21 protein-coding genes are annotated in these 24,947 nt (G+C 41.5%); 8 read left to right on the forward strand and 13 right to left on the reverse strand.

Going from position 1 to position 24,947, the window contains the following annotated elements; translation table 11 throughout:
* Window positions 1–111: 111 nt before the first annotated feature.
* Entirely contained in the window at window positions 112–660 is a 549-nt protein-coding gene (locus FMM05_RS05930; RefSeq protein WP_143372423.1) for an REP-associated tyrosine transposase, read from the reverse strand.
* Between the two features lie 181 nt (window positions 661–841).
* Between FMM05_RS05930 and FMM05_RS05935 the strand changes: the two genes are divergently transcribed.
* Window positions 842–1,204, forward strand: coding sequence for a nuclear transport factor 2 family protein (locus FMM05_RS05935; RefSeq protein ID WP_143372424.1), 363 nt, complete (start codon window positions 842–844; stop codon window positions 1,202–1,204).
* Window positions 1,205–1,257: 53 nt separating this feature from the next.
* Here FMM05_RS05935 and FMM05_RS05940 read toward each other — a convergent pair whose 3' ends face one another.
* The gene (locus FMM05_RS05940; RefSeq protein WP_143372425.1) at window positions 1,258–2,313 is read right to left on the reverse strand and encodes a beta propeller repeat protein; all 1,056 of its coding nucleotides are present in this window, start codon (window positions 2,311–2,313) and stop codon (window positions 1,258–1,260) included.
* Between the two features lie 95 nt (window positions 2,314–2,408).
* Here FMM05_RS05940 and FMM05_RS05945 point away from each other — a divergent pair, with 95 nt between their 5' ends.
* On the forward strand, window positions 2,409–3,029 hold the full coding sequence (locus tag FMM05_RS05945) for an NUDIX hydrolase (protein ID WP_143372426.1): 621 nt from the start codon (window positions 2,409–2,411) through the stop codon (window positions 3,027–3,029).
* 27 nt (window positions 3,030–3,056) lie between these two features.
* Here the strand turns inward: FMM05_RS05945 and FMM05_RS05950 are convergent, their stop codons facing one another.
* Window positions 3,057–3,416: a DUF983 domain-containing protein gene (locus FMM05_RS05950; protein ID WP_143372427.1), complete on the reverse strand. Its 360-nt coding sequence runs from the start codon at window positions 3,414–3,416 to the stop codon at window positions 3,057–3,059.
* A 172-nt stretch (window positions 3,417–3,588) separates the two neighbouring features.
* On the opposite strand from FMM05_RS05950, the gene FMM05_RS05955 reads away from it, so the two are divergent.
* The 3 genes from FMM05_RS05955 (at window position 3,589) to FMM05_RS05965 (ending at window position 6,612) form a co-directional block, all read left to right on the forward strand.
* Complete coding sequence (locus tag FMM05_RS05955) at window positions 3,589–4,467, forward strand: AraC family transcriptional regulator (RefSeq protein ID WP_143372428.1); 879 nt, start codon at window positions 3,589–3,591, stop codon at window positions 4,465–4,467.
* Window positions 4,468–4,579: 112 nt separating this feature from the next.
* Window positions 4,580–5,797: an RsmB/NOP family class I SAM-dependent RNA methyltransferase gene (locus FMM05_RS05960; RefSeq protein ID WP_143372429.1), complete on the forward strand. Its 1,218-nt coding sequence runs from the start codon at window positions 4,580–4,582 to the stop codon at window positions 5,795–5,797.
* A 101-nt stretch (window positions 5,798–5,898) separates the two neighbouring features.
* A complete protein-coding gene (locus FMM05_RS05965) occupies window positions 5,899–6,612 on the forward strand; it encodes a hypothetical protein (protein ID WP_143372430.1) in 714 nt (237 codons plus the stop codon).
* Window positions 6,613–6,631: 19 nt separating this feature from the next.
* On the opposite strand, the gene FMM05_RS05970 is transcribed toward FMM05_RS05965, so the two are convergent.
* The 6 genes from FMM05_RS05970 to FMM05_RS05995 form a co-directional block, all read right to left on the reverse strand.
* Complete coding sequence (locus FMM05_RS05970; RefSeq protein ID WP_143372431.1) at window positions 6,632–6,997, reverse strand: response regulator transcription factor; 366 nt, start codon at window positions 6,995–6,997, stop codon at window positions 6,632–6,634.
* Between the two features lie 28 nt (window positions 6,998–7,025).
* Window positions 7,026–9,710 (reverse strand): sensor histidine kinase, encoded by a 2,685-nt coding sequence (locus FMM05_RS05975; RefSeq protein WP_143372432.1) that lies wholly within the window; start codon window positions 9,708–9,710, stop codon window positions 7,026–7,028.
* Window positions 9,703–9,897, reverse strand: a complete 195-nt coding sequence (locus FMM05_RS05980; protein WP_143372433.1) for a hypothetical protein — start codon at window positions 9,895–9,897, stop codon at window positions 9,703–9,705. The genes FMM05_RS05975 and FMM05_RS05980 overlap by 8 nt, the downstream gene beginning before the upstream one ends.
* A gap of 35 nt (window positions 9,898–9,932) precedes the next feature.
* Window positions 9,933–10,829, reverse strand: a complete 897-nt coding sequence (locus tag FMM05_RS05985; RefSeq protein ID WP_143372434.1) for an aldo/keto reductase — start codon at window positions 10,827–10,829, stop codon at window positions 9,933–9,935.
* A 443-nt stretch (window positions 10,830–11,272) separates the two neighbouring features.
* Window positions 11,273–13,465, reverse strand: a complete 2,193-nt coding sequence (locus tag FMM05_RS05990; protein WP_143372435.1) for an alpha-galactosidase — start codon at window positions 13,463–13,465, stop codon at window positions 11,273–11,275.
* 19 nt (window positions 13,466–13,484) lie between these two features.
* Window positions 13,485–15,467, reverse strand: coding sequence for a sialate O-acetylesterase (locus FMM05_RS05995; RefSeq protein WP_143372436.1), 1,983 nt, complete (start codon window positions 15,465–15,467; stop codon window positions 13,485–13,487).
* 256 nt (window positions 15,468–15,723) lie between these two features.
* Here FMM05_RS05995 and trhA point away from each other — a divergent pair, with 256 nt between their 5' ends.
* Complete coding sequence (trhA, locus tag FMM05_RS06000; RefSeq protein WP_143372437.1) at window positions 15,724–16,359, forward strand: PAQR family membrane homeostasis protein TrhA; 636 nt, start codon at window positions 15,724–15,726, stop codon at window positions 16,357–16,359.
* 75 nt (window positions 16,360–16,434) lie between these two features.
* A complete protein-coding gene (locus FMM05_RS06005; RefSeq protein WP_143372438.1) occupies window positions 16,435–20,085 on the forward strand; it encodes a PAS domain S-box protein in 3,651 nt (1,216 codons plus the stop codon).
* Between the two features lie 63 nt (window positions 20,086–20,148).
* Here FMM05_RS06005 and FMM05_RS06010 read toward each other — a convergent pair whose 3' ends face one another.
* Entirely contained in the window at window positions 20,149–21,783 is a 1,635-nt protein-coding gene (locus FMM05_RS06010; protein ID WP_143372439.1) for an NADP-dependent glyceraldehyde-3-phosphate dehydrogenase, read from the reverse strand.
* 180 nt (window positions 21,784–21,963) lie between these two features.
* Between FMM05_RS06010 and FMM05_RS06015 the strand changes: the two genes are divergently transcribed.
* Window positions 21,964–22,857, forward strand: coding sequence for a sulfite exporter TauE/SafE family protein (locus FMM05_RS06015; RefSeq protein WP_143372440.1), 894 nt, complete (start codon window positions 21,964–21,966; stop codon window positions 22,855–22,857).
* A gap of 1 nt (window position 22,858) precedes the next feature.
* Here the strand turns inward: FMM05_RS06015 and FMM05_RS06020 are convergent, their stop codons facing one another.
* Genes FMM05_RS06020 through FMM05_RS06030 form a run of 3 tightly spaced genes read right to left on the reverse strand, consistent with a single transcriptional unit; the run spans window position 22,859 to window position 24,946 of the window.
* Window positions 22,859–23,518, reverse strand: coding sequence for a response regulator transcription factor (locus FMM05_RS06020; RefSeq protein ID WP_143372441.1), 660 nt, complete (start codon window positions 23,516–23,518; stop codon window positions 22,859–22,861).
* A 2-nt stretch (window positions 23,519–23,520) separates the two neighbouring features.
* Window positions 23,521–24,306, reverse strand: a complete 786-nt coding sequence (locus FMM05_RS06025; protein WP_143372442.1) for a sensor histidine kinase — start codon at window positions 24,304–24,306, stop codon at window positions 23,521–23,523.
* Window positions 24,293–24,946: a hypothetical protein gene (locus FMM05_RS06030; RefSeq protein WP_143372443.1), complete on the reverse strand. Its 654-nt coding sequence runs from the start codon at window positions 24,944–24,946 to the stop codon at window positions 24,293–24,295. Before FMM05_RS06030 ends, FMM05_RS06025 begins: the two co-directional genes overlap by 14 nt.
* Window position 24,947: the final 1 nt, after the last annotated feature.

A 24,947-nucleotide genomic window follows, 5' to 3' on the forward strand; every position in this document is an offset into this window, starting at 1 on the left:
TTAGGGCTTGTTAAACAAACGGCACGAGCGTGACGCTCGCGCTAGCAACAATGCATAGCATAGGGTTAGCTACGTTCGCTGGCGCGAGCTTCAAGCTCGTGCCCAAATAAATTAGCTCAAATCTATTTCTAAAATTGTATTATCATTATTACCATAGTTCCTGGCACTACTAAATTTCCAATCTATCGGGTCGGTGACAAAACCTGCTTCCGCAGGGTTATTGTGGATATATGTAAGCTTCTGTTCAAAAACCGTATACGACCATATTTCTATAGGCATATTGTGCTGTTGCCAAAACTGACGTTCTTTAACGTTACTGTTCTTTAAACCGGCACGTTCAAACATCCAAAGCATCCATTCTTTGCGACTTTCCTGTGGATTTTCGGAAATCAGCCTTAACATTTTTCTGGATGTAAAACCTTTAAAATCTCGCATTAAACCTGATGGGTCGCCTAATGCAGACCTGAAAATTAAATGGATGTGGCTCGGCATTATACAATAGCCATATAATTCCATACCCTTGTTTTGTCGGCAATAGTTTAAAGATTCTATAATGCACCAAAAATATTCATCTCTTGTAAAAACATCAATCCAATTTACAGTTGCAAAACTCACAAAGTAAGCACCGGTTTTCTCACCAAATTTGTATTTACGGCTCATTTTGTAAATATAATAATGTTTCAAACATTTTAAAAGCATTACCGGCACGAGCGTGACGCTCGCGCTAGCAACAGTTTTCCAAATTCGGTTACGTTCGCTGGCGCGAGCTTCAAGCTCGTGCCAAATATAAATATAACCTAATATTCCCTACCTTAGCTCTACACAAACAACAAACCAAACCATGACCAACAAACTTATAACAACCGCATACAACGCCTTTAATGCCCGCGATATTGATGCTGCCCTTGCTACCATGACACCTAACGTACGCTGGCCCAAGGCCTGGGAAGGCGACTTTGTAACGGGCTACGACGAAATTCGCGATTACTGGACACGCCAATGGTCCGAAATTAACCCAAAGGTAGACCCTGAAACTATCACCCAATTACCCAATGGCCGCACAGAAGTTACCGTGCACCAGGTAGTAAAAGATTTAGCCGGTAGCATAGTTTTTGATGGCTATGTAAAGCATATTTTTACCATTACCGATAACCGTATTGCCGCTATGGAAATAGCTCAAATACCCGAAAACGCGGACTTATAGTCCGCGTTTGTTGTTTATAGTAAAGTGTAAGAAATTAATTGCGGCTACCGAAACTACTTTAGCGTAACCCTGATGATCTCTTTTTGCCCGGCGGCAATAAAGGTTTTGGCATCTTTAAACACAAGGGTATTTAAATTCTTGTCGTCCAGTATTTTTTTCCAGGTAGCCCCACGGTCAAAACTGTACCAAACCCCGGTTTGGCCTACAGTTACAAGCTCGTTGCCATTGCTCCCCGGCACAAACTGTACCCCCGAAGCATACCCGAAACCGGTTTTTTCGCCAACAAGTTTCCACGTTTCGCCACCATCCTCTGTTAATATCTTATTGCCAAAGTTTTGGTCGGGGTGCTCATAATCGCCACCCACGGCAAAACCTATTTGGTCATCATAAAAGTCGGCGCCAAAAATACCCGTCATCTCCTTACCCTGAACAATAGGCGTATCAAAAACCTCCCACTTCCTGCCTTTATCTTCAGAATAATAAATGCGTGATTTCTTACCACCGGATGCTATCCAAACCTTATCGCCTTTAATCACTATATTGGTGTTACTGGCCGCAAAAGCATTTTCGCCCTCGGCAGCCTTGGGCATGTTCTGCGCAGGCTGTTTAACCCAGGTTGCGCCACCATCTTTAGTAGTAAGCACCGATAGCGCTCCATCCATAGCATCGCCCATGGCAATACCCTCTTTATCGTTATAAAATTTAAGGCAGTCGTAAAATACTTTCTCGCCGCTTTCGGTATACACCAAATCGTTGCGTTTGCCGTCTTTAGAAATTTTGTAGAGCAATGCCGGGGTTCCCACATTTAGTATAAAAACGCCATCCTTTGTTTGCGCCAGGCTCCTGAATTCGGGAAACAGCGTATCCCTGGCAATTACACCGCTAAAATCCTTACCCCCGTTAAGCGATACCCAGCCGTATTTACCGTTACTGCCTGCATACCACGCCTTATCGCCGTCTATGGCAAGGGCGCGTATGCTTATTTCATCCTGTAAAAGGGTATCTACACTCGCAGTAGTAAACGACGCTTTGTAATCGCGGGGTTCTTCTTTTTTGCATGAGGCAAATATAACGGTAGCGAAAAGGGCAATCAGCAGGCGGTTTTTCATGGTTTTGGATAGCTTTAAAAAGCTAAGATAATAATTTTAGTTTTGAAGTTGGAGTTGATGTATTTTATATATTTGAGTAATCAATACGATTTTACATGCACACAATACTGGACCAGATTAAAAAACTAAAAGCCCTGGCTGATACCGGCCTTTTGTACGCTTCTAACGATTATGACCGCGAACGCTATACCGAACTGCACGAGATAAGCCTCGATTTAATGAGCAAAGTCAGCGGCAATAGTACCGAAGCGCTTAATGAGATGTTTGCCCCGGTAACCGACTACCCTACCGTTAAAACTGATGTCAGGGCGCTGGTGCTTTCGGCTGATAAAAAGCAGGTATTACTGGCTCGCGAAAGTGCCGATGGCAAATGGTCGTTACCCGGTGGCTGGGCCGATGTTGGGCAATCTCCGCGAGAAGTGGCTATTAAAGAAGTTAAGGAAGAAACCGGACTGGATGTAATGCCTAAAGCATTGCTTGCCGTGTTTGATAAACGCATGCACCCCCACCCGCCGCAGCCTTTTTATGTTTACAAAATGGTGATACTATGCGAGGCAACATCTGTAGAACTTACCAACGGTTTTGATATGCTCGATGCCCAATATTTTGATGCTAATAACCTACCGGAACTTTCAACAGACCGTATCCTTAAAAGGCAAATCGACTTGGTATATCAAAAAGCTATTACTACCGATTTTGAAGCGTATTTTGATTAGTTAAGTCCAAAAATCTAACGATCTAAATTACACTTCCCGGTTCTTACCATCCAGCAGGTAGATCCATATCATGCGCGATAGCCTGAAGTTAAACGTGCTTAACAACACAGCAAGCGTGCCTATTAGGAACATCATACCGCTAAAGCTTTTTATAAAAAAGTGTGCAACTAGGAAAACGCTAATCATTTCGGCAACGGTAAGGCCGTAGCTAACATACATAGAGCCAAAAAAGTAGCCGGTTTCCTTTTCAAATTTGTGTCCGCAGCAAGGGCAGTTGGCGTTCATGGTTGGCATCCTGAACAACAAAGGATTGCCTTTTTTTGCAAATACCTGTCCTTCTCCACATTTAGGACATTTCTCATCTAAGATATTTTTAAACTGTGACATGATCTTTTTTTATTCAAATGTACGGCACATAAAGGGGTAAAGTCAATGGCATATGTGCGCAGATATTTGTACTTTTAGGACATATTTATATTTCCCCCGAATTTCCTAGTTATCACAAATTCCAATTATATGATTCGTGTAAATTTGTGAAATTCGTGTCAGTTCAGTCACCATGAAAAAAGTAAACGTATTAGATATAGCCCAGTTTCACGATCATGACAGCGCCGAGGAGTTTTACGCCAACACGCTGCAGGATCATTTAATAACGCGCCATAAAGACATTGCCCTGCCCCACTCCCATAACTTTTACCTTGCGGTACTATTTACGCATGGCAGTGGCACGCACGAGGTTGACTTTACCAGCTACCCCGTAAAACCCGGTGCATTATTTTTTCTTAACCCGGGTCAAACACACCATTGGGAGCTTTCGCCTGATACTAAAGGCTACATATTTTTCCACACACGTGCATTTTACGAGCTGCATTACACGCAGAGTCCGCTTGGGCAGTTCCCCTTTTACTACAGCATGCACAATACGCCCTGCCTTTATTTGCAGGAAGAGTCCTTTTTAAAAATAGCCGACCAATTCCAATCAATTTTAGAGGAAAATACATCGGCACAAAGCCTCAAGACACACGCCCTTGTAAGCCTTATTGATTTGGTTTATATATACAGCACTCGTTTATATGAGGAGCAGAACCCTGCAACGGTAGACAGCCACAACGGCTATTATGCAAAATTCAGACAGCTGGAAGCACTTGTTGAGCAGCATTATAAAAACGAAAAGTCGCCATCGGCCTACGCCTCTTTAATGGCCATGACAGCCAAGCATTTAAACCGTATAACGCATCAGGTAAGCGGCAAAACCTCTACCGATATTATTTTAGACCGTGTACTCTTAGAGGCTAAAAAAGAACTAATATTACAGCGCGGCAGCTTTGCCGAAATTGCCCACGCGCTTGGGTATGAAGATTACGCTTATTTTTCGCGGTTGTTTAAGAATAAAACCGGGGAAACACCTTCCGGATTTTTAGGTAGGTACGGGAAGTAAAAATTTAAGATTTGAGAGTGTAGATTTGAGATTTTAGATGCCTCGATCTCCTAAAAAATTACATTAAAAACATCCGTCAAAAAATAGTACCTTTGCAGCTCAATTTTTTGCAATGAGATTACACAGGAATTTATGTTTTACGGTTATAGACTCGCTTGGGTTTATTTTTAACGATGGCGAATATGCCGATAAAGTGGTGGCCCGCGCCCTTAAAAAAGACAAGCGCTGGGGCAGCGCCGACCGAAAATTCGTAGCCGAAACAATATATGAAATTGTGCGTTGGAAGCGCCTTTACTCCGAAATTGCAGAGGTTAAAGAACCGTATGACCGCGATAACCTATGGCGCATTTTTGCCGTATGGGCCGTGCTTAGGGGTATTACCCTGCCGGACTGGAAGTATTTTGAGGAAACGCCTCTTCGCCGTATTAAAGGCCGTTACGATGAGCTTTCTAAAATAAGAAAATACCGCGAATCTATTCCTGACTGGATGGATGAACTTGGTGTTAAGGAGCTTGGCGAAAAACAATGGGAGAAAGAACTTTCTGCACAAAATGAGCAGGCTAAGGTTATTTTACGTGTAAATACACTTAAAACTACCCGCGAAAAACTGCGCGCCTTGCTTATGGATCTTAATATAGATACCGAGATTTATAAAGATTACCCGGATGCGCTTGTTTTAAAAGAGCGTTCTAATGTGTTTTTAACCGATGCATTTAAAGAAGGAATGTTTGAAGTTCAGGATGCGTCGTCTCAGCTTGTGGCGCGTTTTCTTGAAGTTGAGCCGGGCATGCGCGTGGTAGATACCTGTGCCGGTGCCGGTGGTAAAACGCTGCACATGGCATCGCTTATGGAAAATAAAGGCCAGCTTATTGCAATGGACCTGTATGAAAGCAAGCTTAAACAACTTAAAATCCGTGCGAAGCGCGATGGTGCCTTTAATATTGAATATCGTATTATAGACAGTACCAAGGTTATAAAAAAACTGCATGAAAAAGCCGACCGTGTGCTTATAGATGCACCATGCAGCGGTTTAGGCGTGCTTAAACGTAACCCTGACAGTAAGTGGAAGCTACAGCCGGAATTTATAGACAACATAAGGAAAGTTCAGGCAGAAGTGTTGGAGAGCTATTCTAAAATTGTGAAGCCGGGCGGTAAACTGGTATATGCTACCTGCTCTGTACTACCATCTGAAAACCAGGAACAGGTTAAAAAGTTCCTTGCTACCGAAATCGGTAAAGCATTTACCTTTGTAAAAGACAACAAAGTACTGGCATCTGATAGTGGTTTTGATGGTTTTTACATGGCACTTATGGAAAGAAAAAACAAGTAATCAATCCTGATTATTTTATATAGAACCTCCCAAAACGGGAGGTTTTTTTATGCCTCTATATCAAACAATTATTTACATTTGGAGGGTAAATCTCTTTGTAAATGAAACTCCTAATTGCTGCAATTTGTCTAATCTCGTCTATCGGAATCTATGCCCAAACTGTTCTGTCAGATGGCATTGAACATCTTGATTTTAAACTTGAATTCGCAACGGATACTACATCGGCATTTGGTATTGATTGGAAAAAAGAAAACCTTGTTTCAGATTTTGTACTAAAGGGAAATATACCTTTGCACTATTCAATTAAAATAATAAATGACACGACAGCCAGCCTGTCTCAATTTCATAATGACAAATCGACTTTTCAGGAAAACATATATATTTCTGAGTGGACTATTAGAGTAATAACTGACAGCCATATCATTTCTGAATTTAAAATTACTGACTTTGATAAAGATGGCGATGAAGATCTTACTATATTAGTGGCTTCAAATATGAATGGAAATGACTGGACTAGTATCTACTTAAATGATTCCGCTCAAAATAAACTGGTTAACCTTTACGATATGGCCGATAATACTGCCATTTGGAACAGGCCGGAATTTGATTCGGACACAGGTATAATTCATTGTACTTTAGATGGAAGCGCCTATGGGGCTTCAGAAGAGAGTACTTATAAATTAGACAACCTAATCGCAATTCCCTTAAAAAAATCGCGACAGGAGCGTTATAAAAGGAATAGCACTACAGATTTTGATTATATAGGTGAAAATGGCAAATGGAAATTGGTCAGGAAAAGAAAATCCAGAGGCTAATAAACATTGAAATGTTATTTTACACCCCCACAAGCTCATTAACCTGTTCTACCAGTTTTTTTATAGAAAATGGCTTGGTCATATAAAGGTTAGCCCCAAGCGAAAGGCCTCTCTCTATATCGCTTTCTTTATTTTTAGCCGATAAAAATATTACTTTACAGTCTCCTAACCTGTCGTCTTTTTTAATTTGCTCCAGCGTGGCAAAGCCATCAACCATAGGCATCATAACATCCAATATTATCACATCCGGACTCTCCGTTTTTAGTAAGTCCAGTGCCTCCTGACCATCGCGGGCTATAAAAACCTCAAAATTATTTTTCTTAAACGTATACTCTAACGACATCACAATGTTAGGCTCATCGTCTACAATCAGTATCTTTTTCATTGCAAATAAGTATGTTTCCCTTTTTTAATTAGCTTTTTGGCAGTGTAAATATAAGGCTGGCACCGCCTTCTTCCCTATTTTCTGCCCAAATTTTACCACCGTGGTATTCAATTATCTGGCGGCTAATGGCTAAGCCCAGTCCGCTGCCCACGGGTTTCTTTATATTCTGGTTGTTAGACTGGTAAAACTTGTCAAAAATCGTTTCAATATCCTCCGGGTTAATACCCTTGCCGTTGTCTTTAATTATGGTTGTAATCAGGGTATCATCTTCATTAACGGTAATATAAATGCATCCATTATGCTCCGGGCAAAATTTTATAGCGTTAGATATCAAATTGGTAATAACCTGCACGATCCTGTCTTCATCATAAAACGCATCGGTAATGCCGCATTGCACCTGGTGGATACTTATGCCCTTGTTGCGAATAAGTTGCTGCAATGGCTCCAAAGCCTTTTCTATGGTATGATCCAGGTTGTAGTACGCCGAATTTATCTTTTGCTTACCGGTCTCAAATTTTTCAAGGTCGAGTATTTTGTCAATAAGGCGGTTCAGCCTGTCCGACTCGGATATAATATTCTGTAAAAATTGTTTTCGCAACTCTTCCGGAACTTCGTCATCATCATACAAAATTTCGCTGGCAGCTTTAATAGCTGTTATGGGCGTACGCAGCTCGTGGGTAACGGTATCTAAAAATTCATCTTTTTGTTTGTCCTTCAGTATCAGTTTATTGTTTGCCTCTTTAAGCTCGCCGGTAATGGCTTTAAGCTCGTTAGATGTTTCCGTTAGCTTTTTATTGATGATGATGTTCTCGTGCGACTCTTCCAATATTTTAAGCACTTCGGGTAGGGTTATCTTTTCTTCCTTAACCACGCTGGCAATTAATATTTTAGCCGAAGCTGTACCAATGTGCCCTGTAAGCAGGTTCTCGGCAAACTTAATAAGCCGGGCATCGGCAAGATCCTGGTTGTTATCTACGCCATATTTAGTGTGAAAGATGCTCATGGCACGTTTGGTACGCTCCTCACCTAAAAACCGCTTTAGGACCTTGTTAATATCGCTGGTGTAGGCCGTACCTTTCCATATAAAAGCGCTTTCGTGCATGGTAATATACTTGTCTATATCTACAAACATTTCGGCATAGTTACGCTCGCGGTAGTTTCCACGAAAGTTGACCGAAACCCCCATAAACACAAAGATGTTAAAGAACATACTCCAAAACAGCGCATGCGGAATGGGCGTTAAATAATCAAGCCCGAACAATGCAAACGGTTTTAGCAATGCGTAGCCAAAAGGCCCATCGGTAATAAAGCTGCTGCCAATGTGCGAAGCTCCTGTAGCATACGGTATAAGCAGCGTGTAGGTACACACAGCAAAGCCTGTTATTATACCCCAGATGGCGCCCCTTCTTGAACCACGCCTCCAGGTTATGGCTCCAAAAAACGAGGGGGCGAGCTGTGCAATTACAACAAACGATACCAACCCAATAGACACCAGATTATAATCCAGCACCACTACGCGGTATATAAAGTATGCCAATATAATAAGGCTAAAAATGCCCACACGCCTTATGTTTACAATACGCCTGGTATTTTGCTCTGTACTGCCGCTGGTTAATGCCCCTAAAAATCCGTAGGGTATCAACACGTTATTACTCAACATGGTAGACAAGCCTATAGACGATACCACAATCATGGATATCGCTGCTGAAAATCCGCCTAAAAATACCAGTACCGTAATGGTTTTATTGCCCATTAATTGGGGGATAAGCAGCGAGTAGGTATCGGCATTTACGTGGCTGCCTTCAAACAAAATGTTGCCGCCCCACGCTATGGGATACACAAATATATTTATGAGTAGTAAGTATAACGGAAATAGCCATACCGCTGTTTTCACGTGGCTCTCGCGGTTGTTTTCTATCACACTCATCTGAAATTGCCTGGGCAGCAAAAAAATGGCAAATAACGACACTATACAAAGCAAAAACCAGTTGATGGCCTGTGGCAGCCCGCCTATAGTATTCTTTTGGGCGAAATCTTCCATAACGCTGGCTTTTAGGTAGATGTCTTCAAAGCCATCAAAAACAAAGAAGGTTACATAAAGGCCTACCAGTAAAAAGAAGAACAGTTTTAATAGCGATTCCATTGCAACGGCAGTTACAATTCCCTTCCTTTTCTCAGAAGCATCTACATAACGGGTACCGTAATATGATGCAAATAAGGCAAGTGCAATAGCCACATAAGTGGTGGTATCGTTCAAGAAATTAGAACTTAACGATGTTTTGGTCACCACGTGAAAAGTCTCGGCTATAGCCTTTAGTTGCAGCGCTATGTAAGGCAGGATTCCGAACAGGCAAACCATTGATACTAAAGCGCCTAAGAACCGACTGTTGCCGTAACGGAGTGAGATAAAATCGGCTATGCTGGATATCTTGTTTACGCGCGATATCCTGATTATCTTCCTGAGTACCACCATCCAGGCAGGTATAATGATGATAGGGCCTATGTAGGTAGGCAGGTAATTAAGCCCCGACTTTGCCGCTACGCCTATGCTACCGTAATACGTCCACGCTGAGCAATATACGGCCAGTGAGAGCGAGTAAACATAGGGATTGTTAGTCCACTTGGCGTTGGCCTTTTTCTCAGCCCAATGAGCCACAAAGAAGAGCAGGCCAAGATAGACCGATAATATGAGCAAAAGGGTTGCGCTACTCATAGTACCTTTTAATTACAAACAGACTTATAAGTATAGATATCAGCCATATAGAGAAGAAATAAACGTATATTAACGGCACCCCACCTACCGAACCGGAGCTGTCAAAAAGCAACAGCAACGGCATATTGAATGCCATGAGCATCAATATGGAAAGGATAATGAGCTTTTGTTCGTGCCGTTTCTTCATTTTTAGCGTAACTATCAGATAGCTAATTAATTATATTATCGATGCTCCTGGTATTTGTTTCCCGGCCACACCTGTCGCAGTGCTGCTAACTGGCTATCCGTCAAGCAGGAAGCGTTAGCCGAAGCCAGCACATCTTCTAACTGTTCTAAAGTCCTGATGCCAACAACCGCTGTAGTTACCGCCTCGTTGTCAACAACATAGCGCAATGCAGTTTCTGATTTTGACCTGCCTTCGGGCAATGCATTTGCAAAACCGGTTAATATATTGGTTACCTGTTCTTTAGTAAGTCCGAGATAGTCTTTTACAGGCTTATCTACCAGCAATCCCGAGGCTAAACCGCCCCTTGCCAAAACTTCTATTTCATTATCTAACAACAGTTTAAGTGTTTCTTCTTCAGGGCGGCGGTCTAATAAGCTGTACTGTGTCATTACGGCCGAGATATTAGAGCGGTTTACGTACTCCCTAATCACGTTCGGGCGGATGGATGACAACCCGTAACTCCTTATCTTTCCGCTATCTACAAGGCGCTCAAAGGCTTCAATAGCCTCATCTATAGGGTCTTCGGTAGTACCGCCGTGAAGTAGGTACAGGTTTATATGGTCAGTTTGAAGTCGGCGCAGGCTATCGTCTACCGCCGTGAGGATGTGCTTCTTAGAAGGATCCCAATCCCAACCTGAACCATCTGGCTTCCAACGGTTTCCAACCTTAGTGCTAATCAAAACCTCATGCCTCCTGCCCTTTAAAGCCTTGCCTAACAGTGTCTCGTTAGCGCCTTTTTCGTACAGGTCTGCCGTATCAAAAAGGTTGATACCTGCCTCTATCGCTCTGCTTATAAGTATATCATTATCAGCACTTTCTGATTTTAGCGACATGCACCCAAAGCTAACTTCACTGACTTTTAAACCCGACCTTTTTAATACATTGTATTGCATAATGTTTCGCTGTAAAACAAATATAATCAATTAAAAATCAAGAATTATATGTAAAAACTTACAATGTATACAAAATTAGCAAGAAAAATTAAGACATAATTTTCAACACAAATTGAAACCACATTCAACTGATAAACAAAAAACTACATTTTAATATTTCACTTTTGGATTCTGGAATACGCCCTTTTTTTGCATTTTTTCAAGAAAGTATAAAAATGGTCATGTATATACTTTACAATGCATCATATTTAAAAAAAAGCGATTTCCTGTTTACTGAAAGAACCACTTCAGTACTGCGATTTAATTCCTGTTGTAATTTTGCATCGGGTAAGGGAAGAGTTTTGAGACGTATTGTAAATTACTATGCTAATATAAAATAGTTACCATAAAAAAACCGGCAGCTTTAAACTACCGGTTAAAATAATACACTACTAATAGTAAATTTAAACTTTCGTCAACTTTAAAACCACACTGGTGTTGGTAGTGTTAACATTTGGGTTTAAGCCCACCTGCATTAAAAAGTCGCCGCTAAATGTTTCGGTTGCAACCGATGGCTTTTTGCCGGGATATACATTTATTTCTTCAACACGATAATTTTGATTTGCCTGTAATCCTTTCAATTTTATCGGGTTGTGGCTGCCTGCATCATACCTGCTGTTTACCAAATAGTTAAACATAACCGCTTCATTGCCATTCTTGTTTATGTATAGTACCGATGCAGCATCGTTGCCCCACGGACTTTGCAGGCGGTACTGCGTGCCCTGCCAGATGGTGGCACCCAATGCCGAATAGTTTTTTATAGCCTGCTGGCAATATGCCAGGTCGGTTTCACTTAGGTGTTTTACCACGATATCAAAACCCAGTTTGCCCATCATGGCAACATCGGTGCGGTATTTAATAGGCTGTTTGCCCCAATCGGTAACGTGGGCAGAGAGCGTAAGCGCGGGATAAAAATACGAGTACTCCCATTGCATAAACACGCGCTCTAACGGGTCGGTATTATCGCTGGGCCAAAACTCTGTAAAGTATTTAAGCGCAGCATAATCTACACGCCCACCCCCGCCTGAGCATAGCATCATAGGCACTTTAGGGTATTTGGTACGAATGCGCTCCAGCACTTTATAAAGACCGTTTACATAATCGGTATATAAATTAGACTGATTCGCTTTTAAATTTTTTGAATACGCATTGTAAATTACTGCGTTACAATCCCATTTAATGTAGGCCAGTTGTGGGTTTTGGGTAAAAAGGTTATCTACCACGCCAAAAACAAAATCCTGCACCTTAGAGTTAGAAAGGTCTAACACCAACTGGTTCCTAAAATAATGCTCCGGCCTTTCGGGTTGTTTAATAACCCAATCCGGGTGCTGCTTGTACAGGTTACTGGCAGGGCTAACCATTTCGGGCTCAATCCATATGCCAAAGCCTACCTTATTATCTTTAGCGGTTTGTACCAACGTGGCAATACCGTTAGGCAGTTTCTTTTTATTTACATCCCAGTCGCCTAACGATGTTGTATCGTCATTACGCGGGTGGGTGTTGCCAAACCAGCCATCATCCAGCAAAAACAGGTCAACACCCAAAGTTTTACTATCGGCAATAAGGCCTTTAAGCTTGGTTTCATCAAAATCAAAATAAGTGGCCTCCCAATTGTTAAGCAGGGTTGACCGAGTACCTTTACCGTCTAAAATTTTATAGCTTCGTGCCCAGTCGTGCAGGTTGCGGCTTGCAAAGCCTTTACCTTTGGTTGAGAGTGTATACCAAAATTTAGGGGTAGTAAACACTTCGTTCTTAGCCAGTTTATAATCAGCAGCGGCATTATTAATGCCCGATATGATCCTTAAATTATTAAGCGGGTCTATTTCAAGGTCGGTCCTAAAGTTACCACTCCATTCCAAGCCTGCAAACAGTACTTTGCCCTCATCTTCAGTTGCCGGTTTTTCTAACGATACCATAAATACCGATGGCATAAACAAGTTGGCACGCGTACCCAGTTTAGAGTCCAGCACCTTAATACCGTGTGTTAAACGGGTTTCTTCGGGTTGCATTTCCTTAGCCCATTCGCCGTGGTAGTGGTTCAGCCAAAAGTTGTTGTTACCTTTAATATATAGGTTTGCCGATGCATACTTGTTTAGCGTAACCGTACCTTTTTCGGCATGTTTAATAGTAGTCCACTGCTCTATAACATCATTCTCAAAATAAGCGGTTATAAACAAATGCACCTCAAACGGGTACACCGGGTCTTTTAGGGTAATATCGGTTTGCGATACACCCTCTCCTGCCTGTGTTGTTTTGTGGGTAACGTAATGCAAATCTAACGATGTGTTACCATCTACATGCGTTACCGTAATGGCGGGTTCCAGTAAATTTTTGGAGCCGGAGGGTGTGTAAGCAGCGTTATAAATACCGGTATAATCGTTGCCTTGGTGGTACTGCCCCGGTATTTTGGTATAATCGGAATCGTTAGCAAGTTTTTCGCCAAAGTACAGTGTGTTAACCTCTTTAGCGGCATTTACCTGCAATACCAATGCGTTATTTTTTGTTTTTACGGGGATAATTTGCTGCGCCACAAGCGGTGTGATGCCCGCCATGAAAGCGAGTGCCGCCGTTATAACCCACTGCCCTGTTTTTTTCATATATCAAATTGATTACTATCTATTTATTGCCTTCAGTAATGCCCTTCCAGGTATCAGTACGGAAAGACGATGCCGGCAATCCCGAAGCATTGGTAAGATTGCCCTGTGGGTTATCGGCCCAATTGTAACGCACCGCTACCGGTTTAGCCACCTGTGCTGCCGAAACCACCACTTTACCGTTCTCTATTTTGGCATCAGCCCAGTAAAATTTTTGGTCATCGCCTGCAATTTCAAAGCCCTTAAGGTATTTACCGTCGGCTGTTTTAAGGCCTTTGTTATCTTTAAACTCTAAGGTTATAATGTTATTGATTTGTTTGTGTGATGCATACACCGGACCCGAATACTCGATCTTCTCGCCATAGGTTTTAGCCAGCGCAATACGGGCAAGGCGCTCGCCCACCTCCTGCTTGTTTTTGGGGTGAATGTCTTTAGCATCGCCAATATCGGTAATTACCGCCATACCTGTATTAGGAACCGATAGCGTTTTAAGCTGTGCCTCCCTCAGTTCTGCCCAAGCCGATGAACCCGGTTGGTCTTTTACCTGCATATAATTAGCTAATTGAACAAAATAAAATGGAAGATCTTTATTGCCGAATTTGGCACGCCAGTCGCTTATAAGTAATGGGAAAAGTGTTTGGTATTGCTTAGCCCTGTCGGCATTGCTCTCGCCCTGATACCATATAACACCGGCCAGTTTGTATTTTAATATCGGATGGATCATGGCATTATAGAGCGCCGATGGCCTGTTTTGGCCTTGCGGCAGATAAGGTGCCGGGCGCAATGTTTTGGTATCTACACCCACGGCATACTTCCAGTCACCAGCAAGGGAAACTTTCTCACTGCCCGATTTTATGAACATATCGCCGGGGTTGCCGTAAATACCGCCACCGCCCGTACCATCAAACACACGTATGGTTATAGTGTTGCTGCCTTTTTTTAATAATTTACCCGGAATGGTGTAGTGGCGCTGTACCGTGTAACCATCGGTACCGCCTATGTAGGTACCGTTTACCCAAACCTTATCATTATCATCGGCATAAAATTCAAGCTCGGCATCTTTGCCTGCAAAGCTTTCGGGCAGTGTAATTTTTTTCCTAAGCCACGCTATGCCATCAAAACCCACAAGGGCATCAAATTCCCAAAAGTTGGGCAACTGCATGGTTTTCCATGATGCATCATTATAATCAGTACCTGCAAAAACTGCAGTGTTACCCTGCAAACCGCCTTTATCCGCTTTTTCAAGCTCTTCATTCCAAACTTTTATTTCAGCATCAAATTTTTTCTGAAGGTCATTTTTATTAGGTTCAGATGCCATGCCTTTAAGTACCTCATCAAAATCGTGCATGGTGTTCAGGGCACCGGCGCTTGTCCAAGCTTCTGCCACCGTCCCACCCCAGGAGCTGTGGATAAGCCCAATGGGAACGTGTTTTTCTTTATACACCTTTCTTGCAAAAAAGTATGCGGTAGACGAAAACCCTGCAATGGCAGCGGGGCTGCAAACCTGCCAACCGCCGTTTTGCACCTGTAGCGTCTCTAACGGCACTGCGCTGTCTACATGCTCTGCCTGTAGCAGGCGTATTTCAGGATAATTAGCGTTCTTTATTTCTTCTTTATAATTATCTACCTTACCCCAACCTTCTAAGGGCATTTCCATATTACTTTGTCCACTGCACAGCCATACTTCACCAATAAGGATATTTTTAAGCACAAGGTTATCGCCATCGTTAATGGTAATGGTATACGGGCCACCAAATTTTGGCGTGGCAAGGCTAACCTCCCACTTGCCGTTTTTGGCTGTAGCCGAATACGATTTGTTATCCCAAGAGGTGGTAACTTTTACGGTTGCCGCACTGGTGGCACCAAAAAACGGTACGCTGCTTTTTTGCTGAAGCACCATGTTGTCCGTAAAAAAAGTAGGTAACGTTACCTTGGCCATAGCTTTATTTGCCATGCCTAAAACCACTACGAGTACAATTAAAAAACTGTTTTTAAACGTTTTCATTTTAACTATTAAAGATTGGTTATTTTTTAACGGTGCTACATCGTTTGCACCAAAGCATAAAACTATTGCATTTTTCTTAATATATAAAGTTTTTTTACTCAAAAGGTCGAAAAGACCATATAAAAAGAAGGATATCGCTAAACTGGTATTTCAATTGCAATGTGATAACACGTTTTTTGGCATGGTAACCTTATTTACAATTTCTTTAATAAGGTGGCGCAAAACTTTAATTATCTTTGTAGTAACACTAATTATCATGGCAAAAAAGAACAGGAAACGCGAAGAAATGTGGAACGTTATTACCCACGGCACGGGGGCAGTACTATCAGTGGCTGCGTTAATAGCCATGATAACCTATTCGGTAATTAAAGGAACAATGCTGCACATAGCAGTATCTATAGTGTTTGGCGTAAGCCTTGTTTTACTGTATTCGGCATCTGCTTGCTATCATGCCGCCTGGAGGCTTAAATGGAAGCGCATACTGCAACGTATAGACCATCTTTGTATTTACGTGTTAATTGCAGGCTCCTACACTCCAATAGCGCTCTTAGGGCTTAAAGGCGTTTGGGGCTGGACGATCTTTGGGCTTATATGGGCATTTGCCATTGCCGGATTTATCTTCAAGTTTTCGCCATTGCGCAAGTCAGAAAAAATATCGCTAACCCTGTATGCCCTTATGGGGTGGCTTATAATCATTGCCATTAAGCCTTTAATAGAAAATATGGCTGCCGGGGCGTTGTTCTATCTTTTAAGCGGAGGGCTGTGCTATACCTTTGGCATTTACTTTTACGCCAAAGAAAAAATACCTTATAACCATACCATTTGGCACCTGTTTGTACTGGGCGGCAGCACCCTGCATTTTTTAGGGGTGTTTTTATACCTTATACCATAAGGATTAAGAAATAATAGTATATTTAATTTTTTAGATTTTCAATTTACATTAGCACTTTACTATAAATTTTTGAGTTTGGAAAACCAAAGTAACGTATATACTTTTTTGAGGGGCGGTGGCGAAATGGGAGCGCTTATACGCAACCATGACTGGGCTGCAACACCCATTGGCCCAATAGAAAACTGGCCTATAAGCCTTCGTAATGCAGTAGCCATGCTGCTGGCTTCTAAATTTCCTATGTTTTTATACTGGGGAGAGCACCACATACAATTTTATAATGACGATTACCGCAAAACCCTTGGCTTTGACGGCAAGCACCCGTCTGCACTTGGGCAAAAAGCCAAAGAATGCTGGCCGGAGGTATGGGATACCATACAGCCGCTTATAGATAAAGTAATGACCGAAGGCGATGGCGTTTGGTTTGAAGATATGAAACTACCCCGTTTTAGGGACGGCGAATTCAGGGATAGCTACTGGACGTTTAGCTACAGCGCCGTCAATGGCGATAGCGGTGAAATAGAGGGTGTACTTGTGGTTTGTACCGAAACTACCGAGAAAATTACTACTATAAAAAATTTAGAGGATAGCAAGAACCAGCTTGAATTTGCCATTGATGCCACCGAGCTCGGTACTTGGGACCTTAACCCCGAAACCGGCAGGTTTAAAGGCAATTCGCGCTTAAAAGCCTGGTTTGGCTTACAGCCCGAGGAAGAAATTCCGCTTAGTGCCGCTACCGATGTTATTGTAGAAAAAGACCGCAGGCGCGTTAAGGAGGCCATTGAGTTTGCCATGAATTATGAGTCGGGTGGGCATTATGATGTAGAATATATCATCCTTAACCCTATTACCAACAAAAAAATAATTGTGCGCGCTAAAGGCCGCGCCTGGTTTAACGATGATAAAGAATGTTATCGCTTTAACGGTACCTTACAGGATATTACAGTACGCCGCCTTGCACAAAAGGAAATAGATAACGCCAACCACATGGCCGACTTGGCTATTAAAAGTGCCGGTCTGGGCTTGTTTCAGGTAGATTTGCGCAGCGGCCGTATGGAATATAACCCTACATTTGCTGGTATACTTACAGGCAACCGCAATAATAAAGACCTGCACCGCAAATCGTTTATAGACCGTATACACCCGGATGACATGGCCGCAAGGGCAGCTGCATTGGAAAGCGGTAAGGCTAATAACGAGTTTATTTACTCTCCGCGCACCATTTGGGATGACGGCTCTGTACACCGCATTGTAGTTATGGGTGCCAATACTTTTGATTCTGCGGGTAACGCAGTAATGTTTTCCGGTACGGTGCGCGATGTTACACTACAGGAAAACCAGCGTATTGCCCTTGTGCAAAGCGAAGAGCGCTTTAGGTCTATGGTGGAGGAAGCTCCTGTGGCTACCTGCCTGTTTACCGGTAAAGACATGGTTATAGACGTGGCTAATGATATTATGATTAGCTACTGGGGCAAAACTAAAAAAGTTATTGGCAAGCCTTTGGCACAAGCCGTACCGGAACTTATAGGCCAACCCTTTTTAGATATTTTAGATAGAATATACGAAACCGGGATTACCCACGAAGAAAAAGCCGCCCCGGCAATGCTTAACCTTGATGGTACCCTGCGTACATATTATTTTGACTATACTTACAAGCCACTTTTTGATGCCGAAGGTAAAGTATATGCCATTATGGATATGGCTATTGATGTTACAGATCAGATACTTTCCCAGCAAAAAATAGAGGAAAGCCAGCGCCAGCTGTTAGCATCGTTTGTAGACTCGCCCGTGGGTATCGCAACCATTATAGAAGAAGGCCTTACTTTTACAATGGCCAACCCTTTTTATGGTGAACTTGTAGGCCGTAAACCCGAAGATATTGTGGGCAAGCCATTGCTTGAAGCACTACCGGAACTTGCCGGCCAGGGCTTTGATAACATATTGCGCAATGTTATTGCCACAGGTAATGCATATATTGCTAATGAGGTAGAAGTTACGCTTCTTAGAAATAACATACTTGAGGCAATATATGTAAACCTTACCTACCAGCCAAGATATGATTTAAACGGAACATTTTTAAACATACTTGTTGTAGCTACCGATGTTACCCAGCAGGTACGCTCACGCAAAAGCGTTGAGGCCAGTGAGGCGCGGTTAAAATCTATTATAGCTACTGCCCCAGCGGGCATGGGCCTGTTTGTGGGGCGCGACCTTATTGTAGAGCTGCCCAACCAAACCTTTATAGATATTGTGGGCAAAGGATGGGATATTGTGGGCAAGCCGTTGCGCGAAGCCATGCCCGAACTGCTTACCGAAGGCCAGCCCTTCCTGAAAATATTAGACGATGTTTTTACCACCGGTGTAATGTTCCAGAGTTACGGCTCGCAGGTTAAGATCGTTCAAAACGGTGTAATGACCTATAATTATTACAACATTACCTACACCCCTCTTTTTGATGAAAATAACGAGGTGTACGCAATATTAGATATTGCTATAGATGTTACCGAAGCCGTTACTGCAAGGCAAAACCTGGAAAATACACAGGCATCATTGCGTAGCGCTATAGAACTTGCACAGCTCGCCAACTGGCGTTATAATATAAAGGATAATACGTTTACCTATTCTGAACGCTTTATGGATTGGCTGGGCTTTGCCGAAGCTACCAAAGATATTGACAGTGCATACAACCCCTTGCCTGCGGAATACCGCAACGTGGTGCCCAATGCTATAGTGGCAGCTATAAAAAGCGAGTCGGGTGTATATGATAATGAACACCCTATTGTAAACCGCACTACCGGCCAGGTAAGGATAGTACACGCCGTAGCACAGGTATTTTATGATAGTGAAGGTAAGCCCGAATTTTTAACGGGGGTAGCACAGGATGTAACCGAAGAAAGAACATTACAACAGGAACTGGAGTTTCAGGTAGCAGAGCGTACCGAGGAGTTACAGGCCACTAACGAAGAGCTTGCCGATGCCAACAATGCCCTGATGCAAAACAATAAGGAGCTGGAACAGTTTGCTTACATTGCATCGCACGATTTACAAGAGCCGGCACGCAAAATAAGCATCTTTGCTAATATGCTTAGCGAAAGCCTGAATAGTATAGATGAACGTTCGCAAAGCTATCTAAATAAAATAAACAAGTCGGCAGACAGGATGATAACCCTGGTGCGCGATGTGTTGGGCTATTCGCAACTATCTAAAGAGCACCAGGTGTTTACGCCGGTAAACCTTACCAAAATTACCAATGATATTATAAGCGATTTTGAGCTGATATTAGAGCAAAGCCACGCACAGGTAATTTATGATAACCTGCCGGTTATAGATGCCATACCGCTACAAATGTCGCAGTTGTTTGGCAACCTTATATCAAACGCATTAAAATACAATAAACCGGGTGTACCCCCAGTAATTACCATTACAAGTAAAGCACTTACCACTGCCGAAGCTATAGAAACTTTCGGACCTAAAGCAACAGGTCATTATTATAAAATTGACTTTAAGGATAATGGTATTGGCTTTGACCAAAAGTATGCCGATAAGATATTTAATATCTTTCAGAGGCTGCACAGCAAGAGCGAATATACCGGTACGGGTATAGGCCTGGCACTTTGTAAAAAAATAATGCAGAACCACTACGGCGATATACAGGCACATAGCGTAGAGAATGAGGGTTCTACCTTTACAGTAATATTACCCGAAAGGCATGTTAATGCATACCACTAAAACCTATACTTTAAAACAAAAGGCAGCCAATTGGCTGCCCTTGCTTTGTATATTGTACTACAATTAAAAAATATAATCGGTACTAAGGAAATTAGAATCGTGATCCCTAACAATGGTATTGAACAATTGTTTATTGGCATCGGTAGCTTTTGTAGCAACTAATGAACGGATAGAGAACGACCTAAGCGCATCAAATACCGATAGTGTACCTTCGGCGCTGTCTTTCCTTCCTGTAAAAGGGAAAACGTCTGGCCCGCGCTGCGACTGGCAGTTAATGTTTACCCGGCTTACAAGGTTAACAAACGGATCTATAAGGTTAGCAACCTCCATAGGGTCGTTACTAAATATACTTACCTGCATACCGTGTGATGCGTTTATCTGGTAGTCTATAGGCTCTTCAATAGTATCAAAAGGCACAACCGGTACAATTGGCCCAAACTGCTCTTCATGGTACAATGTCATTTTATCATTAACCGGATATACTACAGATGGGAACACGAACGAGTTGTTGGCATAACCACCATTTTCATTAATAATTTTTGCACCGTTTGCAATGGCATCATCAAGGCAGGCTTTAAGATAAGCAGGTTTATCAGCTTCGGGCACCGGGGTAATTTTTACATCTTTATCCCACGGTAATCCCGGTTTAAGGGCAGCAACGGCAGCAGCCAGTTTTTTCACAAATTCATCGGCCACATCCTTCTGAACAAAGATCAGCTTAAGTGCCGTACAACGCTGACCGTTAAACGATAACGATCCTAAAATACACTCGCTAACGGCAACATCAAGGTCGGCGTTTTTAGTAACAATAGCTGCATTTTTAGCATCAAGGCTTAAAATAGCCCTTAGCCTGTTTACTTTAGGATGTAGCTTTTTAAGTCCGTTAGCCACTTTACTGGTACCAATAAATGCAAGCACATTAACTTTACCGCTCTCCATTAATGGCGAAATAATTTCAGATCCTTTACCGTAAAGCGTGTTAACCGTTCCTGCAGGAAAAGCCTCTTTAAATGCCTGTAATAATGGGTAGTGAGCCAAAACACCGTGCTTAGGCAGCTTGAATAATATGGTATTACCCATTATAAGTGCCGGGATAAGGGTAGTAAATATCTCGTTTAGCGGATAGTTAAACGGACCCATACTAAGCACCACACCCAGTGGCGCACGCCTTATTTGTGCAATTGTACCTTCAGCCTCCTGAAAGCGCGATGATTCCCTGTCAAGGTCTTTAAGAGCATCTATGGTAGCGTTAATGTACTCAACAGTACGGTCAAACTCTTTGGTAGAGTCGCCCAGCGTTTTACCAATTTCCCACATTAGAAGCTTAATAACCAGGTCGCGCTGCTGTATCATTAAATACACAAACTTTTGCATGCATTTAATTCGGTCATCCACGCTCATGGTTGGCCAAACGCCCTGCCCGTTATTATAGGCAGCCACGGCGGCATCTAAAGCCTCCATAGATTCTTTTGGGGTAGTGTGCGGTATGGTGCCCACAAGTTTACGTTTAAGCCCGTCGGCAGTTTTAATATAAACCGGAGATAAAACCTCGGTTACATCGCCATCCCATTGTACCAGTTCTCCGTTTAAAAGATACTCCCGCTGGTGTATTTCGGGTATTCTGAACTGTTCGGGTATCTGGCTTTCATCTGTAAAAATATTGTCAATTATATCAGATGATGCATTTGTGTTTTCCATAGAAAATGTAATTGTTGATTTAACCATAAAGTTAAGTAACAAAATGTAATCTACGGCTTACAGCAAAATAATTTTTTATTATAACACTATTATCATTTAAATACACCGTTAATTAATTTGCTTTACTATATTTGCAACACTATTACTCTATAGAATTAGTATACTATTACGGTTTTGAGAATGACAAAGATAATACTACAGCTTGAAAGGGCTACAAATAATATAACATTCAGGCAAATAGCCATTACAATGCTATTACTAAAACTTATAATAATAAGCTACTTTGCTTACCTGTTAATTGGCGAAGTAACTAATGGTACTTTAAGTTTTGACAGTACTTTTTTTATATTTCTTGCAATTGGCTTTTTTGCGCAGGTGGTAGATGGCGCACTGGGCATGGCTTATGGCGTTAGCTGTACTACCCTGCTCATGAACTTTGGTATACCGGCCAGCCTGGCTTCGGCAAGTGTGCATACCTCAGAGATATTTACTACGGGTATATCGGGCCTGTCGCACATAAAATTTAATAATATAGATAAGGGCCTGTTCTTTAAAATTGTAATTACAGGTACGCTGGGTGCTGTTTTAGGGGCCTACTTAATAAGCGACTATTTTGATGGTAACATAATTAAACCCTATATATCGGCCTACCTAATACTATTGGGCAGCTATATAATTTACAAGGGCATAGCTAATAAATCTACCAAAAACAAAACAGTTAAAAAAGCACCATTACTGGCTTTAGTAGGTGGATTTTTAGACACCATAGGCGGTGGTGGCTGGGGCCCTATTGTAACCTCTAATCTGTTAAGTCAGGGCAAAGATCCGCGCGAGGCTATTGGCACCGTTAATACTGCTGAATTTTTTATTACCTATTTTGCAACGGCCATTTTTGTATTCTTTTTAGGCGTAAAACACTGGCAGATAATATTAGGCCTTATTGCCGGTGGCGCTCTTGCCGCCCCTATAGGTGCTTATGCGGCATCGCGTATTAACAAAAGGGTATTATTTTTTATGGTGGGTACTCTTATTATAATAACGTCGGGGTATACGCTTTACAAGTCGGTGTTTTAAGTTATAAAAACGGGTCGGTCAGTTTGTTTTTATACGAAAACAGCACCAGCCCAACTTTCGACTTTATGTTGTACCGCTCAAACAAAGCCGTCCTGTATGACTCTATAGACTTTACTGAAAGCGACATGATATCGGCCATTTGTTCATAGGTCAGTTCGCGCTCATCGCAAACCAGCTTTAAAAACTCCTGTTCCCTGAACGAAAGCACAATACTATTGGTTTGGTTTTTAGATTGCGATGCATCATATTTGCGTACCCGCTTTAAAATTTCCACCACATTGTTGTAGCCAATTTTTGCAATGTTATCTATAGCATATTTTAGGTCCTGGGCTGTGCAGTTTTTATGTAAAAAACCTCTTGCCCCATAGTGATAGGCAGCATCTATAATATCTTCATCAAAATGCTGCGTTAGGAGCAGCACTTTATATTCTTCTTCCTTTTCTTCTAAAAATTTAAGCACATCGAGTCCGTTTAAACCGGGCATAGAATAATCTACAATATACAATTGGGGAGCATCTTGTAACGGTAGGGCAGCAATAAAATCGTTACCACTTTCAAACTCATGGGTAACCTTATAATTGCTTATTTTTTCCAGCAACTCTTTTAAGCCCTGCCTCACAATTTTATGGTCGTCTATAATGCCAATTGTAATTTTCTCCATACTTAAGGTGTGTTATTTTCAAATACCGTAATTGTAGTGCCCCTGCCCGGCTTAGAAACTATATCTACATCAAAATTAATAATTTGCGCCCTGCTTACAATGTTTTTAAGCCCAATGCCTTTATCGCTGTTTTTAACCGCATTATAATCAAACCCGGTACCATTATCGCTAATGATCATTGTAAAAATGGGACTGCTTTTTAAAGCAACCTCCACTTCAGTAGCCTTAGAATGTTTAAAGATATTATTAATAATTTCCTGAAAGATACGGTAAACAACAATTTTTTGATTGGTGCCAAATGTTTTAGTCTCAATACCTTCCTGTACAAAATTAATGGTAATACGGCCATTGCTTTGTAGGCGGTCGGTTTCAGCTTCAATAGCCTTAAAAAGGTCCTGCTGCATTAGCAACTGATTGTTTAAAGAGTGGCTGATACTGCGAATGGAATTGGAAAGCTGGTAAACCGAATTTGATATGGGTTGCAAAACATCGGTAAGCTCCGGGCTATCCAGCTTAAGGTTTTCTATAAAGAAATTGATGCAGGTAAGCTGCTGACCAGCATCGTCGTGCAGATCCTGAGAGATGTTATTTAGCACCTGCTCCTGGGTTTCTATTACTGTAGTAGTAAGCGTTTTCTGGAAGTCGAGGTCTTTTTGGTAAATAACCTTTGTATAGGTTTTTATTTTGTGGATGTAGAGTTTAATAATAAGCGCACAAAAAAGCACCAAAAGGCTTACAAAAAGTAAACCAATAATGATTCCGAATGCGATACTACTATGGTGTTTCATTCTTTCTTACTTCGCGATAAACATAAATATTTAGCAATGCATAGGAAATGAAATTTACCGAGTAGCATATAAAATCATAAAATTTAAATCTACTAAATACTATGTATTCTCCAAGTGATATATCTTTAAAACCAAAATAAAAACTTAGTCCAAGCATTAATGGAACTGGAGCCGAATAAAGCAGAAAACGATTTGATAAAAAATAATTAAAATTTTCCCTTTTTAACTGCCGAAAACTCTCATATATAAAAGTTGAAATATATACGAATGCGCCTATTATATATGTTGAAAAGTCAAATTCATTTATCCCTTCAAACAATGTTATATTTAGAAGCGCAACAATAAAAAATAAACATAGAATAAAACTATATATTTTTTTAAATTGTACTTCATAACCTATTAACATGAGCCATAACCCATAGTATAAAATGGTGGTAATGTTTGAACCTGCAGCAGTACTCTTTCCGTAAAATTTAAAAATTGCATTTAAGGCTTCCGCACAAAAACAAACTAATAATATTAAAAATAATATGGTATGTTCTTTTTTCTTAAATTTTAAGGAAAATGAACATACCAAAAATGTTATGAAAACAAGTGTTCTCACAAAATTACCGAAGTAAATATGTAAGATTTCTAACATC

Origin of the sequence: Flavobacterium zepuense, from assembly GCF_007097145.1 — a bacterium.
Taxonomy (GTDB): domain Bacteria; phylum Bacteroidota; class Bacteroidia; order Flavobacteriales; family Flavobacteriaceae; genus Flavobacterium; species Flavobacterium zepuense.